Here is a 15585-nt window from a genome sequence, read left to right as displayed (position 1 = left end):
CTCAGATGTCGAGGCCCGTCATGTCGCGCCCGGCGCCCCGGCCGTGCGCCGCGCCCGTCGTCTCCTGCGCGCGGCAATAGTCGCGCAGCTTCAGCAGCACCCCGTACAACGCGTCACGCTCCGCCGGTTCGAGCGAGCGGATGGCCGCCGCCTGGCGCCTGCGCGCGATCGGGATGGCCTGCGCGTGCAGCGCCTGTCCGGACGGCGTGACCGCGCAAAAGACTTTCTTTCGAGGCGTGTTGCCTTCCGCCTCGAGCGACACCAGGCCGCGCCCCTCCAGCAGCTTGAGCGTGCGGCTGACCAGCGCCTTGTCGGAGGTGGACTGGGTCACCAGGTCGCTGAAGGCGATACGGCCGGCATGCGCCACCAACGAAAGCACGCGCCACTCCGACACCGACACCCCGAACTGGTCGGCATAGGGAAGCGTGATGGTGCGCCGCAGAGCGTTGCCGGCCTCGCTCATCAGCGTGGTGATGAAGGCGTCGACCGTCAGCCCCGTGCCGGCCTCGTCGAGGTCATGCCAGGGGCTGGGCGGGAAATCGGAAGGAGAAGAAATAGGGCTCATCGGGGCCGCATTGTTCCATGGGACTGCTCGCCTTCAAGTTCGACTCCAACGTCTAAACAATCGTTGTGTCAATCGGTATTTACGGCAAGTTGATCGATCAATGAAGACGCGCAGAATCTTTATTCATTGGTGAACCATTGTTTCACCAATGAACCGCCAATCTTCTCAACTGCCAGCTGCCGCACCCATTTGCGGCCCCCTCCAGGAGCCAGTGATGTTCTCGACCCGCCGACACGTCCTTCTTGCTGCCACCATGGCGGCCTGCGCCGTCGCGGCGCCGGCCTTCGCCCAGGACGCCTACCCGTCCAAGCCCGTCACCGTCATCGTCTCCTACCCGCCGGGCGGCGACACCGACGCCATTGCGCGCCTGTTCGCCGAGAAGCTGGGCGAGCGGCTGAAGCAGTCGGTCATCATCGAGAACAAGCCCGGCGCCGGCGGCGCCATCGGCAACAACTACGTGGGCCGCGCCAAGGCCGACGGGTACACGCTGCTGTTCACGCCCAACCCCTTCACCACCGCGCCCATGGTGATGAAGCTGTCGCCCTCGGCCAGCTACGACGTGCTCGGCGGGTTCGAGCCGGTCATCAACACGGCTACCCAGCCGCTCATCCTCGTCGCCAATCCCGGCACCGGCATCAAGACGGTGCCGCAGATGATCGCCGCCGCCAAGGGCGGCAAATCGGTTACCTATGCCAGTCCGGGTGCCGGTTCGCCGATGCACATCCTGGGCGAGTGGCTCAACCAGGCGGCCGGAGTGAAGATCGTCCACGTGCCGTACCGCGGTGTCGGGCCGTCGGTGACCGACGTGGTGGCCGGCCATGTCGATACCGCCTGGGTCACGCTCGGCCCGGTGCGCCAGTACATCGACACCGGCAAGCTGGTTCCCCTGGCCATCGGCGACGCCGCGCGCTCGCCCCTGGCCCCGGATGTCCCCACGCTGCGCGAACTCGGCTACAAGGACGTGGTGGTCGGCTCCTGGAACGGCTTCTTCGCACCCAAGGGCACGCCCGCCGCGGTCGTACAACTGCTCAACAAGGAACTCAACGGCATCCTGAAGTCGCCCGAGGTGGTGAGCAAGCTCGCGACCTTCGGCGCCCTGCCCGCCGGCGGCGCACCCGAGCAGCTCGGCCGGATCAACGCCACCGAGTACGACGTGCTGGGCAAGGTGATCCGCGACCTGCACATCTCCGCGGAGTGACGATGGCAGCCCCCGCCCCCGAGGCCCGCGCCGAAGCCGGCGCAGCGACGCCGGGCGCCGGACAGGCCAGTGCGTCGACGCTCGGCACCGGTATCGCCCAGGTCACGGCCCGCGCCAAGGTGCTGGGCCGCGCGGTGTATGCCGGCGACCACAAGCTGCCCGGCATGCTGCACGGCAAAGTGCTGCGCAGCCCTTATCCGCACGCGCGCATCCTGTCGATCGACACGTCCGCGGCGCTGGCGCTGCCGGGCGTGAAGGCGGTGCTGACCGGCGCCGACGCGCCTCGCGCACTGTGGGGCGTGCATCACAAGGAGCGCCGCATCCTGGCCGAGGGCGTGGTGCGCTTCGCCGGAGAGGAAGTGGCCGCCGTGGCCGCCGTCTCCGAGGAGATCGCGCGCGACGCGCTGGACCTGATCGCCGTCGAATACGAGGAGCTGCCGGCCATCCTGACGCCCGACGAATCGCTCGACGAGGACGCGCCGGGCGTGCACCCCGGCCGGGGCAACATCGCCCACGAGATCCGCTACGAGCGCGGCGACCCGGACGCCGGCTTCGCGGCGGCGCACCTCGTCCACGAGGCCACCTACGACTGCCATGCGCAGTACCCCGGCTACCTCGAGCCGATGGGCACCGTGGCCACCATCGACGCCGACGGCCGGCTGGTGGTGTGGACCTCCACCCAATCCATCACCCAGGCGCGGCTGCGACTGGCTGCGGCGCTGGAGCGGCCCATCTCCAGCGTGCGCGTGCTCCAGGCCACCACCGGCGGCGGCTTCGGCGCCAAGATGGTCGAGGACGCCAACAACCTCGTCGCCGGCCTGCTGGCGGTGAAGACCGGCGCGCCGGTGCGGCTGGTGAACAACCGGCTCGAGGACTTCCTGGCCGCGTGCTCCAGCGTGCCCGAACGGGTGACGCTCAAGCTGGGGATGGACCGGGACGGCATCATCGTCGCCAAGGAAGTGCGCGTGATCGCCGACTGCGGCGCCTACGCCGGCCTGTCCGGCGACGTGATGCACGTCACCTGCATGCGCAGCGACAACATGCACCGCAATCCCAACGTGCGCTCGCATGCCACGCTGGCCTACACGCACACGCCGCCGCACGGCGCGTTCCGCGGCTTCGGCGGCGCGCAGATGCAGTTTGCGCTCAACAGCCACATCGACACGATGGCCGAGCGGCTCGGGCTGGACCCGGTCGAGGTGCACCGGCGCAACGCGCTCGAAGCGGGCGACGTCTCGGTGCACGGCTGGAAGATCGGCAGCACCGGCCTGGTCGAATGCATCGAGCAGGCCACGCAGGCGATCGGCTGGTCGCAAAAGCGCGGCCGGGCCAAGGACACCGGCGCCAGGCGCCGCGGCGTCGGCATGGCCGCCGCCATGCACGTCAGCGGCAACCGCACAATCGGCAATTGGGACGGCTCGACGGTCGTCGTCAAGATCAACGAGGACGGCCGCGTGTTCATCATGAGCGGCGAATGCGACATGGGCCAGGGCGCCATGACGATGCTCAGCCAGGTGGTGGCGCACGAGCTGGACATCCCCGTCGCCCACACGCTGGTGCTGCCGCCCGACACCGACACCTCGCCCATCGCCATCGGCTCGCTCGCCTCGCGCGTGACCATCGCCGCCGGCAATGCCGCAATCGTGGCCGCACGCATGGCGCGCGACCGGCTGCTGGCGGCGGCGGCGGCGAAGTGGACGCTTCCGGCCGCGCGCCTCGCGCTGGCCGGAGGATTCGTGTTCGACACCGAGGCCCCGGGCGAGCGCCGCGCCAGCATCGCCGAGCTGGCTCGGCTGCACATCTGGAGCCATGGCGGCGAGGGCATCCAGGTCAGCGGCACCTGGGACGCGCAGACGCAGATGCACGACGACAACCTGTACGGCAACATCGCGCCCGCCTACTCGTATGCCGCGCAGGCAGTGGAGGTGGAGGTCGACACCCGGACCGGCCGGGTCACCGTGCTCGACAGCTTCGTCTCGGACGATTGCGGCAAGGCACTGAACCCGATCGCGGTGCACGGCCAGACCAACGGCGCCACGGTGCAGGCGATGGGCTGGACACTGTACGAGCAACTGCAGCTCGAAGGCGGGCGCATCATGAACGGCAACTTCGCCGACTACACAATGGCGACCGCCGACGCCGTGCCGATGCTGCGCGGGGGCTTCGTGGAAACCAACGACCCGAACGGTCCCTACGGCGCCAAGGGCGCCAGCGAGACCGCCATCCTCCCCGGCGCGCCGGCCATCGCCAACGCGGTGTACGACGCCGTGGGCATCCGCATCACCGACTTGCCGATCACGCCGCAGAAGGTGCTGGCGGCCCTGGCCGAGCTCGCCGCGGCACGCCAGGACAAGGAGACCTTCCATGCGTGAGTTCGATTTCCTGGAGCCCGCCACGGTCGCCGAGGCCAGCCGCATGCTGGCCGGCCTGGGCGACGACGCGCGCATCTTCGCAGGCGGCACCGCGCTCATGCTGGCCATGCGACAGCGCATGCTGGCGCCGACGCACCTGGTCAGCCTGGCCGGCATCGAGGCGCTGCGCGGCATCGACTTCGACGCCGCGCGAGGCCTGCGCATCGGCGCCCTCGCCCGCCATTGCGACGTGGCGGCATCGCCGCTCGTGCGGCGGCACTTTCCGGTGCTCGCCAGCATGGCCGCGCGCGTGGCCAACCCGCAGGTGCGCAACCAGGGCACGCTGGGCGGCAACCTCTGCTATGGCGACCCCTCCACCGATCCGCCGGGCTGCCTGCTGGCGCTCGACGCGCGGGTGCTCGTGGCCAGCGCACGCGGCGAACGCGAGCTGCCGCTCGAAGCCTTCCTGGTCGACTACTTCCAGACCGCCCTGGAGCCGGACGAACTGCTGGTCGAGATCCGCGTGCCGCCGATGGCGCCGGGCAGCGAGGGCGTCTACACCCGCTTCCTGCGCACCGCGGCGGAGCACCGTCCGCTGGCGAGCGTGGCCCTGGTGGCGCAGCGGGACGGGCTCCTGTGCCATACCGCACGCATCGCCGTCGGTGCGTCCACGCCCATTCCGACGCGGGTTCGCCGTGCGGAGGCCTTCCTGGAAGGCCGCACGATGGATGCCTCCGCCGTGGCGCAAGCCGCCGCCATCGTCGCCGCCGACATCGAACCGGTGTCAGACGCCCGCGGCGACGCCGACTTCCGCCGGCGCATGGTGGAAGTGGTGGCCGGCCGAACCATGGGAGAGCTGTTCGGCATCGACATCGACAACACCGAACCAGAAGGAGCATGCGCATGAGCGAGCACCGCATCGAATGCACCGTCAACGGCGAGCCCGTCGCGGTGGACCGCGTGCCCTCGCGCCGCCTGCTGTCCGACTTCCTGCGCGACGACCTGCACCTGACCGGCACCAAGCGCGGCTGCGAGACCGGCATCTGCGGCGCCTGCTCGGTGCGCGTCGATGGCGAGGTCGTCAAGTCCTGCCTGATGCTGGCGGTACAGGTGCGCGGGCGCGACGTGCAGACCGTCGAAGGCCTGGCGCGCGGCGAAGCATTGCATCCGCTCCAGGAAAGCTTCATGCAATGCGGCGGCCTGCAATGCGGCTACTGCACGCCGGGCTTCCTGATGGCGTCCTGCGCCATGCTCGAAACCAACCCGAGCCCCAGCGCCGACGAAGTTCGGCATGGCCTGAACGGCAACCTGTGCCGTTGCACCGGCTACACCCAGATCGTCGAGTCGGTACTCGACGCAGCAGAGAAGATGCGCCATGGAAATTGAGAAGACGCTGAGCGTCGCGGCACCGCCGCAGCGTGTGTGGGAACTGCTGCTCGACCCGCAGGTCATGGGCGGCTGCGTGCCCGGCATGAAATCCATCGAGGTGATCAGCCCCACCGAATACGTGGCGCTGATGCACGTGAAGATCTCCTTCATCAGCGCGAAGTTCAAGCTGCGCACCCACATCGTGGAGCAGCGCGCGCCCGAATACCTGCGCGCCGAAGGCACGGGCGAAGACGCCTCGGTCGCCAGCTCGCTCAAGCAGCGCAGCGAGATCTTCCTGGCCCCCGCCGCCGACGGCGGCACCGACCTTCGCCTGAAGGTGCAGGTGGACGTGCTCGGCCGCCTGGGCACCTTCGGCCTGGGCGTGATGAAGACCAAGGCCGACCGGATGTGGGACGAGTTCGGTGCCAACCTTCGCGCACGCATCGACGGGGGCGCGGCGCCGGCCGCCGCGGCCGCCCCGCAGGCGCCGGTGGCGCCGAGCGCAGCGGCGCCCGCCGATCCGCCCGCGGCCAGCCCGGTCCGTCCGTCGACATCGCCGCCGCGGGCCGACGCACCGGTCGCACCGCCCGCCACTGCCCCGACACCCACCGTCGCCATCGACGCCATCGACGCACCGGCCGAGGAAGCGGCCGGTTGGTGGTCACGGCTACTGGGTGGCAGGACGGGTGTGCGCACAGTCCAGCCCGGCGCTGCCCGCTGCATCCGGGTCGAAGTGCGCGATCACCAGCGGACGGTCACCGTCGAGTGGCCCGTGGAAGACGCCGAGCAGTGCCGAACGTGGCTGCGCGAAGTGATGGGCGCACGCTGATCGCGCCCGCGGCAGCGCCCGGCAGCGGCGGTTGTCCGGCTCAGAACAGCTTGCCGACGTTCAGCAGCGTCAGCACGCCCAGCACGCCGAAGATCGCGGCGGCAATCGCGTGCACCACGTTCATGGATATCTTCCTGGCGACCTTGTCGCCCACCAGCACAGCGGGCACGTTGGAGATCATCATGCCCAGCGTGGTGCCGAGCACGACCGGGACCACGTCCGCATAGCGCGCGGCCAGCGCCACCGTGGCGATCTGCGTCTTGTCGCCCATCTCGGCCAGGAAGAAGGCCACCACCGTGGTGCCGAACACGCCCAGCCGCGAGCGGCTCTGCAAGTTCGTGTCGTCGAGCTTGTCCGGAATCAGCATCCAGCCGGCCATGAGCAGGAACGACACGCCGATCACCCAGCGCAGCACGTCCGGCCCGAGCGCGGCGGCCACCCAGCCGCCCACCGCGCCGGCCGCCGCATGGTTGACGATGGTGGCGACGAAGATGCCGGCGATGATGGGCAAGGGCTTGCGGAAAGCGGCCGCGAGAACGATGGCGAGCAACTGGGTCTTGTCGCCCATTTCACCGAGCGCGACGACGCCGGTGGACACGAGAAAGGCTTCCATGATGAGTGGGGTGGTTCTTGTTCGGGGCCGGACAACGCAATGACCGCACGACTCCCCCGGCCCTATCCGGAAGGCATGCGGTCAAAGGTCTTGCCAGGCTCGAAAGCTGCGCACGCCATGGCCTGTGGGCCAAGTCTGTTGACGTGAGCCCCTGCGTTGCGCAGGGCAGCTACTCCCCAATGACTGAGGCCGCGATTCTAGCAAAGCGGCCGCGGCTCAGTCCGCGTCGATGGCGCGTGCCGCGACTTCCTTGAAGCGCAGCGCGGCCGGGCTGGCACGGTCCGGGTGCAGCGCCAGCGCCAGGCCGATGGCGGCCGCATCGGGCATGTCGACGATGCGCCGGTAGGCCACATGCGGGTTGGCCGCGTGCTGCATGATCGACGGCACCAGCGCGACGCCCAGCCCGCTTTCCACGAGCGACAGCACCGTCTGCACCTGCGTCGCCTCCTGCATCACGCGCGGCAGGAAGCCGGCCAGCTGGCAAGCCAGCATGGCCATCGCGTGCAGGCCGGCGGCGTCGCTGCGCGCGTAGAAGATGAAGGACTCGTGCGCCAGGTCTTCCAGCCGCAGCTCGGGGCGCTGCGCCAGCGGATTGCCGGTCGGCAAGGCGGCAACGAAGGTCTCGGACAGGAGCGGCGTCAGGCTCGCGTGCGCATGCACCATCAGCGGTGTGCGAACCAGGCCGACGTCGAACTCGCGGCTTTCCAGCCGCTCCATGATGCGCACCGAGGTCGCTTCCTTGAGCACCAGTTCGACGCCCGGGCACTGGGCACGGAACTGCCGCACGATGCGCTGCAGCGCGCCATGGGTGGTGGAGCCGACGAAACCGACACGCAGCGCGCCGCCGGTGCCGGACGCGGCGGCCAGCGCCGACTCGCGCAGCTGCGTGTTGTGGAACAGCAGCCGCCGCGCTTCCTGCAAGGCGGCATGTCCCGCCGGCGTGAGCGACACGCCGCCGGTGCCGCCGCGCTCGAACAGGCGCACGCCCAGCTCAGACTCCAGCTTCTGGATCGACACCGACAGCGGCGGCTGCGCCATGTGCAGGCGCTCGGCGGCACGCCGGAAGTTCAGCGTCTCGGCCAGCACCACGAATTGCCGCACGCGCCGCAGGTCGAGCATGGGCGCCGGACGCGAGCGGGCGCCCTCGGCCGCGTCCACGGCAGCCTGGATGGACAGATCGATCAGCACGGCAATGTCTCTCTCTTTCCGGCAAGCACTGGCGGTATCGCGCCAAGGCGCCTGAACGGCGCGGGCGCCGCGAGCGCAGTGTAGTGCGCCAGGCATTCAATACCCAATCGGTATCGAATTCGATCCAAATAATATTGGACCGCTGTATGCCGCGGCTTCTAAGCTGCCTTCACATCGACATCGAATCGTGGAGACAACGCAGGCATGAAAACCGCGCTCGGGCACCTGAAGGTGCTGGACCTCACCCGCATCCTCGCCGGCCCGTGGGCCACGCAGAACCTGGCCGACATGGGCGCCGAGGTCATCAAGGTCGAGCGGCCCGGTGCCGGCGACGACACGCGGGCCTGGGGGCCGCCCTTCCTCAAGGACAGCGAAGGCCGCGAGACCGCGGACTCGTCGTATTTCCTGTCGGCCAACCGCGGCAAGAAGTCCATCACCGTCGACCTGGCGCATCCGCAGGGCCAGGCGCTGATCCGCGAGCTGGCGCGCGAGGTCGACGTGGTGGTGGAGAACTACAAGGTCGGCACGCTGGCCCGCTACGGGCTGGACTATGAAAGCCTGCGCGCGATCAACCCGCGCCTGGTGTATTGCTCGGTCACCGGCTTCGGCCAGACCGGGCCGTATGCCGCCCTGCCCGGCTACGACTTCGTGTTCCAGGGCATGGGCGGGCTGATGAGCATCACGGGCCAGCCCGAAGGCACGCCTGGCGACGAGCCGATGAAGGTCGGCATCGCCATCAGCGACCTGCTGTGCGGCATGTACGCCACCTCGGCCATCCTGGCGGCGCTGGAGCACCGGCACGTCAGCGGCGAGGGCCAGCACATCGACATGTCGCTGCTCGACTGCGTGGTCACCATCGGCTCCTATCAGGCGATCAACTACTTCCTGTCGGGCAACGTGCCGCGCCGCATGGGCAATGCGCACTCGAACATGGTCCCCTACCAGGTGTTCCGCTGCAAGGAAGGCGACGTCATCGTGGCCGTGGGCAACGATTCGCAGTACCGCGCCTTCTGCAAGCTCATCGGCCGCGACGACCTGGCCGCCGACGAGCGCTACGCCACGCCCGGCCAGCGCAACCGCAACCGCGAGACGCTGATTCCCGAGATCGCGAAGACCATGCTCGAGCGCCCCATGGGTGAGTGGGTGGAACGGATGGAGGCGGCCAACGTGCCGTGCGGCCCCATCAACACCATGGCCCAGGTGTTCGAGGACGAGCAGGTGCGCCACCGCGGCATGAAGCTGTCGCTGCCGCATTCCGCAGGCGTGCAGGCGCCGGCCGTGGCCAGCCCGATCCGCCTGTCCGGCACGCCGATCCAGTACGGCCGCTCGGCGCCGCTGCTGGGCGAGCACACCGACGCGGTGCTGGGCGAAGCGCTCGGCCTGTCGCGCGAACGCATTGCCCAGCTGCGCGCCGAAGGCGCCATCTGAGCACCGCTCCCATCCCGATTCATCACAAGCAGGAGACCGCCATGAAACGCCAGACCTTCCTCCGCAGCGCCCTCGCGCTGGCCCTTGCCGCCGGCGCCGGCGCCGCACTGGCACAAAGCCGCCCCGCCACGCTGCGCTTCGTCGTGCCGTACCCGGCCGGCGGCGCGGCCGACCAGATCACCCGCCTGGTGGCCCACGAGACGTCGGGCATCCTGGGCACGCCGATCATCATCGACAACAAGGGCGGGGCCGCCGGCATGATCGCGGCCGAGACGGTGCTGCGCGCCGAGCCCGATGGCGCCACCTTCTTCGTCGGCTCCAACGCGCCGATCATCATCAACCAGGCCATCTACGAGAAGATGGCCTACGACCCGGCCAAGGACTTCGTGCCAGTGGTCGGCATGGGCAAGTCGCCCCTTCTGCTGGTCACGCGCAAGGACCTGGGCCCCAAGGACGTGCCGGCCCTCGTCGCGCTGGGCAAGAAGGAGCCGGGCAAGCTCACCATGGGCTCGGCCAGCAGCGGCAACATCACGCACCTGGCGGGCGAGAACGCCGTCAGCAAGATGGGCTTCAAAGTCACGCACGTGCCGTTCGCCGGCAGCGCGCCGGCCATCACCAGCATGATGGGCGGCAACATCGACATCATGTTCGACGCCCTGCCCTCGTGCATGCAGCAGGCCAAGGCCGGCCGCATCGTGCCGCTGGCGATCCTGGACGACCAGCGCTTCCCGCAGCTGCCCGACGTGGCCACCGCCGAGGAGCTGGGCTTCAAGGGTCTGAACGCCGCCGCCTGGTTCGGCGTGATGGCGCGCACCGGCACGCCGCAGCCGGCCATCGACGCCATGAACAAGGCCGTCAACGAAGCGCTGAAGAAGCCCGAGCTGATCGAGAAGCTGCGCAACATCGGCGCCCAGCCGATGCCGGGCGACCAGAAGCACTTCGCGCAGTTCGTCGACGGCGAACGCAAGCAATGGATGCCGCTGGCCAAGTCGCTCGGCGTACGCGCCGACTGAGCGCAAAGGAGAACCTCGTCATGAAGAAGAAAAGCTTCGATTCGATTGCCGCGCTGCAGGCCTACGTGGGCGCCCCGGCGGTGACCGCCGACCCGATCGTCATCGACCAGTCGGTCATCGACACCTTCGCCGACGTCGCACAGGACAAGCAGTGGATCCACGTCGACCGCGAGCGGGCCAAGGCCGAGTCGCCGTTCGGCACCACCATCGCGCACGGCCTGCTGACGCTGTCGCTCATCACCGGCTGGTACCACCGACTGTTCGAGTTCCCGGGCCGCAAGCTGGCGCTCAACTACGGCTTCGACAAGGTGCGCTTCACCTCGCCGGTGCCCAGCGGCTCGGCGCTGGTGGGCAGCTTCCAGCTGGCACGCGTGGACGTGCTGCGCGAGAACGAGGCACGCTGCTGCTGGAGCGTGGACGTGCGCGCCGAAGGCGCCGAGCGCCCGGCCCTGGTGGCCGAGTGGCTGATGCAGTTGCGCTACTGAGCGGGTCCGGACGATGCCTGTACTTGAGATCACCCGCACCGGCAGCACCGCTGTGCTGACCCTGAACCGCCCGGCCGCGCGCAACGCGCTCGACCTGGAACTGCGCCAGGCGCTGGCCGCGGCCATTCCCGAACTGCGCGACGACCCGTCTGTGCGCGCCGTGGTGCTGACCGGCGCCGGCGGCCACTTCTGCGCCGGCGGCGACATCCGCGCCATGGGCGGCGGCCAGGGCGGCACCGACGTGTTCGAGGGCCGCAGCCGCATCCTTTCGATGCAACGCTGGTTCGACGAACTGGTGGACATGGAAAAACCCGTCATCGCGGCGGTGGACGGTTCGGCCTTCGGCGCCGGCCTGTCGATGGCGCTGGCCGCCGACTTCGTGCTGGTGTCGCCGCGCGCCACCTTCTGCGCCGTGTTCGCGCGCATCGGCTACGTGCCCGACCTGGGCGGCATGTACCTGCTGCCGCGCGCGGTCGGACTGGCTCGCGCCAAGGAACTGGCGTTCACCGCCCGGGTCGTGAAGGCGCCCGAGGCGCTCGCGCTGGGCATCGCGCAACAGGTGGTGGAAGACAGGCCGGTGCTCGAGGCCGCCGTAGAGCTGGCCGCCCGCTTCGAGCAGGCCCCGGCCGGCGCCCTGGGCATCGTCAAGTCGGTGATGAACCACGCCTTCGAATCCGACCGCCGCACCGTCTACATGCAGGAGGCGATGGCCCAGTCGCTGTGCCGCGAAAGCGCCTTCCACAAGGAGGCGGCCGGCCGCTTCCTGAACAAGCAACCGCCGCTGTACCAGTGGCCGGAGAACTGAAACACTCGCCATGACAGACCACTCCAAGGACCCGCGTCCTCAGCAGGAATACTTCGCGCACCTGGCCGAAGGACGCTTCATGATCCAGCGCTCGCGCAGCAGCGGCGAGCACGTGTTCTACCCGCGCGTGGCCGCGCCGCGCACCGGCGCGCAAGACCTGGAATGGGTCGCCGCATCGGGCCTGGGCACGGTGTACGCCACCACCGTGATGCGCGTGCGTCCGCCCGCCTCGGCCTACAACGTCTGCCTGGTGCAGCTGCAGGAGGGCCCGCGCATGATGAGCCGCGTGGAAGGCGTCCCGCCCGAGTCAGTCAAGGTGGGCATGGCCGTCAGGGCGCGCATCGCGCGCGACGACGAGGGCCAGCCGCTGGTGGTGTTCGACCCGGCCGAAGGAGCAAAGCAATGAGCGGCAGCCAGGAACGTTTTCCCCGCGGCAAGACCGCAATCGTCGCGTCGGCGACCTACGGCATCGGCGAAGCCCCCGGGCTGTCCTCGCTCGACCTGGCCGTATCCGCCAGCACCCGGGCGCTGTCGTCGGTCGGCCTGACACCGCAGGACGTCGACGGCCTGTTCATCGGCCTGCCGGACGACTACCTGTCTGGCCTGAGCTTCACCGAGTACCTCGGCATCTCGCCGCGCCTGACCGACAACAACCGCACTGGCGGCTCGTCCTTCCAGACCCATGCCATCCACGCCGCCCTGGCGCTGGAGGCTGGCCTGTGCGACGTGGCGCTGATCGCCTATGGCAGCAACCAGCGCACCGCCTCCGGCAAGCTGGTCAGCTCGCTCAAGCCCTCGCCCTACGAAGGCCCCTACAAGCTGGCGCGCCCGGTCGGCGGCTACGCGCTCGCCGCCTCGCGCTACATGGCGCAGTACGGACTGAAGAAGGAGCAGCTGGGCGAAGTGGCGCTGGCGGCGCGCCGGTGGGCCCAACTCAATCCCGACGCCTTCATGCGCGACCCGCTGACGATGGACGAGTACCTCGGCTCGCGCATCGTGGCCGACCCGTTCTCGGTGCGTGACTGCTGCCTCGTGACCGACGGCGCCGCCGCCGTGGTGATGGTGCGCGCCGACCGCGCGAAGGATCTCGCCAAGCGGCCCGCCTACGTCCTCGGCGGCGCCGCGGCGGCCTGGCACAAGGACATCACCAATATGCCCGACTTGACCGTCACCGCCGCCTCGCTCAGCGGCCCGCGGGCGATGGCGCAGGCGGGCGTGAAGCCGGCCGACATCGATGTGGTCGAGGTGTACGACGCCTTCACCCTCAACACCATCCTGTTCCTGGAAGACCTGGGCTTCTGCGCCAAGGGTGAGGGCGCGGCCTTCGTCGAGGGCGGCCGCATCGCGCCCGGCGGCACGTTGCCGGTCAACACCAATGGCGGCGGGCTGTCCTGCACCCACCCCGGCATGTATGGCCTGTTCACCATGGTCGAGGCGGCGCAGCAGCTCGCCGGCACCGCCGGCGAACGGCAGGTCGGCGGCGCCCGGCTGGCGCTGGCGCACGGCAACGGCGGCGAGCTGTCGAGCCAGGCCACCCTCATCCTCGGCACCGAGGAAACGCTCTGAAAAAACCACCGACAACGGAGATTCAAGACATGCAAGAAGACAAGCCTTTCTCGCTCGAGAACCGACAGGTCATCGTGACCGGCGCCGGCCAGGGCATCGGCCACGCGCTGGCCACGGCCATTGCCGGACTGGGCGGCCGCGTGGTCGCCGTCGACCTCAATGCCGACGCGCTGGCCGGCCTGCGCGAGTCGCTCGGCGAATCGCGCTGCGTGACCGTCGCCGGCAGCGTGGCCGACCCCGCCATCGCGCAGCAGGCGGTGGATGCGGGCGTGCAGGCCTTCGGTGACGTCAATGGCCTGGTCAACAATGCCGGCGTGACGCGCACCGCCATGATCGACAAGATGACGCTGGAGCAATGGCAGCAGGTGATCGACGTGCACCTGTCCGGCTCCTTCTACTTCCTGCAGGCGCTGGGCCGCCACCTGCTGGCCCGCTCGAAGGCGGGCGAGAAGGTCTCCGGCTCGATCGTGAACATCTCGTCCGACGCCGGCCGGCGCGGCACCATCGGCCAGATCAACTACGGAGCCGCCAAGGCCGGCGTGCTGGGCCTGACGATGTGCGCGGCGCGCGAATGGGCGCGCTTCGGCATCCGGGTGAACACCGTCGGCTTCGGCGTGGTGGAAACGCCCATGACCGAAACCATCCGCGGCGAGAAGTTCCGCGACACCTACCTGCAGCAGATCCCGCTGGGCCGCTGGGGGGAGACGGACGAAGTCGTGCGCCCGGTGTGCTTCCTGCTGTCCGACGGCGCCTCGTACGTCACCGGCCAGCACCTGTCGGTCAACGGCGGCTACACCATCGGGCTGTGAGGCAGGCGGGCGGGGCGACGCTCCGCCGCCGGTTCACGTCGGGGCGCGCCTGCGCTACCTGCCCACCTGACGCACGCGCTCAGGCCGGCGCGGCAGCGCCCGCCTCGCTCGCCTGCGGCGCGTTGCGCTCGCGCAGCCACAGCACCAGGCCGCACAGGAACACCACCACCTGCGTGCCGATCAGCGTGCCGAAGCCGGCCAGGAAACCGGCGCGCGGCGTGGCCGCATGCGCGATCACGCTGCCCATCAGGGCCGGCATGAAGCCGGCCACCAGGCTGCCCACGCCGTTGACCACACCGTAGCTGCTGGCCACGTGCTCAGGTCGCGAGAAGTGCTGCATCGTGCTCGGAATGGCCGGGCTCATCAGGCCCCAGAAGAAGTTGGCGGCAATCAGGCAATAGGCCGCGGTGTAGCGGCCCTCGGCCTCGATCGCCAGCCAGACCGCCAGCCCGACGCCCACGCTGCACCAGACGAACATCAGCGGCACGCTGCGGCGCGGAATGCGGTCGATGACGACGCCACCGATCAGTACGGCCACCACGGTGGCGTACTGCGGCAGGCTGGCCAGCCAGCCCATCTCACGCAGCGAGAAGCCGCGCGCCTCCTTCAGGTAGCTCGGCAGCCAGTTGCTGCTGCCCCAGAGGTAGGCCAGGAAAGCCGAGGTCAGCAGCGTCACCAGCAGCAGGTGCCGCGTGTGCATCGCGCCGGCCACCATCCGCCCCACCTGCGCCAGCGCCGCGCGGCCGCCGCCGGCGGTTGCCCGGCTGTCGTCCACCTTGGGCATGCGCACGAAGGCCAGCACCAGCGGAATGCCGAGCACGATGTTGATCGCGCCCAGGGCGTGGAACGAGGTCTGCCAGTCGTGCGCAGCCAGCAGGTAGCCGACCAGCGGGAAGCCGATCGCCAGGCCCAGGCCGGTGCCCATGTTGACGAATGAGTTGGGCAGGCCGTTCTCTCGGCTCTCGAAGTGCGCCTTGATGTACGCCGCGGCCAGCGCGAACACCGGCCCTTCGGAAACGCCCAGCAGGATGCGCGAGCCCAGCAGCAGTCCGAAGCTGTCCAGCAGCGGCGACAGGAACGTCACCACGCCCCACAGCGCCAGCCCGGCCAGCAGGCTGCGGCGCACGCCCAGCAGCGCGGCCGCCAGGGGCGTCAGCACGATCGACGAGACACCGTAGCCGACCATGAACGCCGTGGCCAGCAAGCCCTGGCTCAGCCGGTCGCCGCGCGTCAGGCCGACGTGCGAGAGGAAGTCGGCGTCGGTGATCAGCACCGAGATGTTGATGCGGTCGATGTAGCTGATGGCGACGATCACGAACAGCGTGATCACGCCCCACCAGCGCATGGCTCGTTCTTGCATGGTGCGG

At 69.6% G+C, this 15585-nt stretch carries 16 protein-coding genes and 1 riboswitch; of the genes, 12 read left to right on the top strand and 4 right to left on the bottom strand.

Features of this window, described 5'->3' with window-relative positions:
- Position 1: 1 nt before the first annotated feature.
- Positions 2 to 565: a MarR family winged helix-turn-helix transcriptional regulator gene (locus VES41_RS10270; protein ID WP_324816331.1), complete on the bottom strand. Its 564-nt coding sequence runs from the start codon at positions 563 to 565 to the stop codon at positions 2 to 4.
- Positions 566 to 779: 214 nt separating this feature from the next.
- Between VES41_RS10270 and VES41_RS10265 the strand changes: the two genes are divergently transcribed.
- Genes VES41_RS10265 through VES41_RS10245 form a run of 5 tightly spaced genes read left to right on the top strand, consistent with a single transcriptional unit; the run spans position 780 to position 6311 of the window.
- Positions 780 to 1763, top strand: a complete 984-nt coding sequence (locus tag VES41_RS10265; protein WP_414719087.1) for a Bug family tripartite tricarboxylate transporter substrate binding protein — start codon at positions 780 to 782, stop codon at positions 1761 to 1763.
- Between the two features lie 2 nt (positions 1764 to 1765).
- Positions 1766 to 4135 (top strand): xanthine dehydrogenase family protein molybdopterin-binding subunit, encoded by a 2370-nt coding sequence (locus VES41_RS10260; RefSeq protein WP_324816330.1) that lies wholly within the window; start codon positions 1766 to 1768, stop codon positions 4133 to 4135.
- Complete coding sequence (locus VES41_RS10255) at positions 4128 to 5021, top strand: xanthine dehydrogenase family protein subunit M (RefSeq protein ID WP_324816329.1); 894 nt, start codon at positions 4128 to 4130, stop codon at positions 5019 to 5021. Before VES41_RS10260 ends, VES41_RS10255 begins: the two co-directional genes overlap by 8 nt.
- Positions 5018 to 5500, top strand: a complete 483-nt coding sequence (locus VES41_RS10250; RefSeq protein WP_324816327.1) for a (2Fe-2S)-binding protein — start codon at positions 5018 to 5020, stop codon at positions 5498 to 5500. Before VES41_RS10255 ends, VES41_RS10250 begins: the two co-directional genes overlap by 4 nt.
- Positions 5490 to 6311, top strand: coding sequence for an SRPBCC family protein (locus VES41_RS10245; protein WP_324816326.1), 822 nt, complete (start codon positions 5490 to 5492; stop codon positions 6309 to 6311). The genes VES41_RS10250 and VES41_RS10245 overlap by 11 nt, the downstream gene beginning before the upstream one ends.
- A 40-nt stretch (positions 6312 to 6351) precedes the next feature.
- Here the strand turns inward: VES41_RS10245 and VES41_RS10240 are convergent, their stop codons facing one another.
- Together VES41_RS10240 and VES41_RS10235 are read right to left on the bottom strand one after the other, a co-directional pair.
- On the bottom strand, positions 6352 to 6924 hold the full coding sequence (locus tag VES41_RS10240) for a TMEM165/GDT1 family protein (RefSeq protein WP_324816324.1): 573 nt from the start codon (positions 6922 to 6924) through the stop codon (positions 6352 to 6354).
- Between the two features lie 19 nt (positions 6925 to 6943).
- Positions 6944 to 7114: riboswitch (yybP-ykoY riboswitch) on the bottom strand.
- A 26-nt stretch (positions 7115 to 7140) separates the two neighbouring features.
- Entirely contained in the window at positions 7141 to 8043 is a 903-nt protein-coding gene (locus VES41_RS10235) for a LysR family transcriptional regulator (protein WP_324816476.1), read from the bottom strand.
- Between the two features lie 273 nt (positions 8044 to 8316).
- On the opposite strand from VES41_RS10235, the gene VES41_RS10230 reads away from it, so the two are divergent.
- From VES41_RS10230 to VES41_RS10200, 7 genes are read left to right on the top strand one after another with little or no spacing between them, the layout of a single operon-like run.
- A complete protein-coding gene (locus VES41_RS10230) occupies positions 8317 to 9540 on the top strand; it encodes a CaiB/BaiF CoA-transferase family protein (protein ID WP_324816322.1) in 1224 nt (407 codons plus the stop codon).
- Between the two features lie 41 nt (positions 9541 to 9581).
- A complete protein-coding gene (locus VES41_RS10225; protein ID WP_324816321.1) occupies positions 9582 to 10553 on the top strand; it encodes a tripartite tricarboxylate transporter substrate binding protein in 972 nt (323 codons plus the stop codon).
- Positions 10554 to 10573: 20 nt separating this feature from the next.
- Positions 10574 to 11038: a MaoC family dehydratase gene (locus VES41_RS10220; RefSeq protein WP_324816320.1), complete on the top strand. Its 465-nt coding sequence runs from the start codon at positions 10574 to 10576 to the stop codon at positions 11036 to 11038.
- 13 nt (positions 11039 to 11051) lie between these two features.
- Positions 11052 to 11843: an enoyl-CoA hydratase/isomerase family protein gene (locus VES41_RS10215; RefSeq protein ID WP_324816318.1), complete on the top strand. Its 792-nt coding sequence runs from the start codon at positions 11052 to 11054 to the stop codon at positions 11841 to 11843.
- Between the two features lie 10 nt (positions 11844 to 11853).
- Positions 11854 to 12249: a Zn-ribbon domain-containing OB-fold protein gene (locus VES41_RS10210; RefSeq protein WP_324816316.1), complete on the top strand. Its 396-nt coding sequence runs from the start codon at positions 11854 to 11856 to the stop codon at positions 12247 to 12249.
- Positions 12246 to 13409, top strand: a complete 1164-nt coding sequence (locus tag VES41_RS10205; protein ID WP_324816315.1) for a thiolase — start codon at positions 12246 to 12248, stop codon at positions 13407 to 13409. Before VES41_RS10210 ends, VES41_RS10205 begins: the two co-directional genes overlap by 4 nt.
- Before the next feature lie 29 nt (positions 13410 to 13438).
- On the top strand, positions 13439 to 14218 hold the full coding sequence (locus VES41_RS10200; protein WP_324816313.1) for an SDR family NAD(P)-dependent oxidoreductase: 780 nt from the start codon (positions 13439 to 13441) through the stop codon (positions 14216 to 14218).
- Between the two features lie 79 nt (positions 14219 to 14297).
- Here VES41_RS10200 and VES41_RS10195 read toward each other — a convergent pair whose 3' ends face one another.
- Entirely contained in the window at positions 14298 to 15578 is a 1281-nt protein-coding gene (locus VES41_RS10195) for an MFS transporter (protein ID WP_324816311.1), read from the bottom strand.
- Positions 15579 to 15585: the final 7 nt, after the last annotated feature.

The sequence above is a fragment of the Variovorax sp. genome, assembly GCF_035634955.1.
GTDB lineage: Bacteria > Pseudomonadota > Gammaproteobacteria > Burkholderiales > Burkholderiaceae_C > Variovorax.
The sequence above is the reverse complement of the archived record's forward strand: the minus strand, read 5'-3'. Positions and strand labels throughout refer to the sequence as shown.

Bases quoted from the DNA above. Each gene is read 5' to 3' on its own strand.
- VES41_RS10245 (WP_324816326.1), top strand. From the start codon at position 5,490: ATGGAAATTGAGAAGACGCTGAGCGTCGCGGCACCGCCGCAGCGTGTG.
- VES41_RS10215 (WP_324816318.1), top strand. From the start codon at position 11,052: ATGCCTGTACTTGAGATCACCCGCACCGGCAGCACCGCTGTGCTGACC.
- VES41_RS10270 (WP_324816331.1), bottom strand. From the start codon at position 565: ATGAGCCCTATTTCTTCTCCTTCCGATTTCCCGCCCAGCCCCTGGCAT.
- VES41_RS10235 (WP_324816476.1), bottom strand. From the start codon at position 8,043: ATGCTCGACCTGCGGCGCGTGCGGCAATTCGTGGTGCTGGCCGAGACG.
- VES41_RS10265 (WP_414719087.1), top strand. From the start codon at position 780: ATGTTCTCGACCCGCCGACACGTCCTTCTTGCTGCCACCATGGCGGCC.
- VES41_RS10200 (WP_324816313.1), top strand. From the start codon at position 13,439: ATGCAAGAAGACAAGCCTTTCTCGCTCGAGAACCGACAGGTCATCGTG.
- VES41_RS10230 (WP_324816322.1), top strand. From the start codon at position 8,317: ATGAAAACCGCGCTCGGGCACCTGAAGGTGCTGGACCTCACCCGCATC.
- VES41_RS10250 (WP_324816327.1), top strand. From the start codon at position 5,018: ATGAGCGAGCACCGCATCGAATGCACCGTCAACGGCGAGCCCGTCGCG.
- VES41_RS10240 (WP_324816324.1), bottom strand. From the start codon at position 6,924: ATGGAAGCCTTTCTCGTGTCCACCGGCGTCGTCGCGCTCGGTGAAATG.
- VES41_RS10225 (WP_324816321.1), top strand. From the start codon at position 9,582: ATGAAACGCCAGACCTTCCTCCGCAGCGCCCTCGCGCTGGCCCTTGCC.
- VES41_RS10210 (WP_324816316.1), top strand. From the start codon at position 11,854: ATGACAGACCACTCCAAGGACCCGCGTCCTCAGCAGGAATACTTCGCG.
- VES41_RS10220 (WP_324816320.1), top strand. From the start codon at position 10,574: ATGAAGAAGAAAAGCTTCGATTCGATTGCCGCGCTGCAGGCCTACGTG.
- VES41_RS10260 (WP_324816330.1), top strand. From the start codon at position 1,766: ATGGCAGCCCCCGCCCCCGAGGCCCGCGCCGAAGCCGGCGCAGCGACG.
- VES41_RS10255 (WP_324816329.1), top strand. From the start codon at position 4,128: ATGCGTGAGTTCGATTTCCTGGAGCCCGCCACGGTCGCCGAGGCCAGC.
- VES41_RS10205 (WP_324816315.1), top strand. From the start codon at position 12,246: ATGAGCGGCAGCCAGGAACGTTTTCCCCGCGGCAAGACCGCAATCGTC.
- VES41_RS10195 (WP_324816311.1), bottom strand. From the start codon at position 15,578: ATGCAAGAACGAGCCATGCGCTGGTGGGGCGTGATCACGCTGTTCGTG.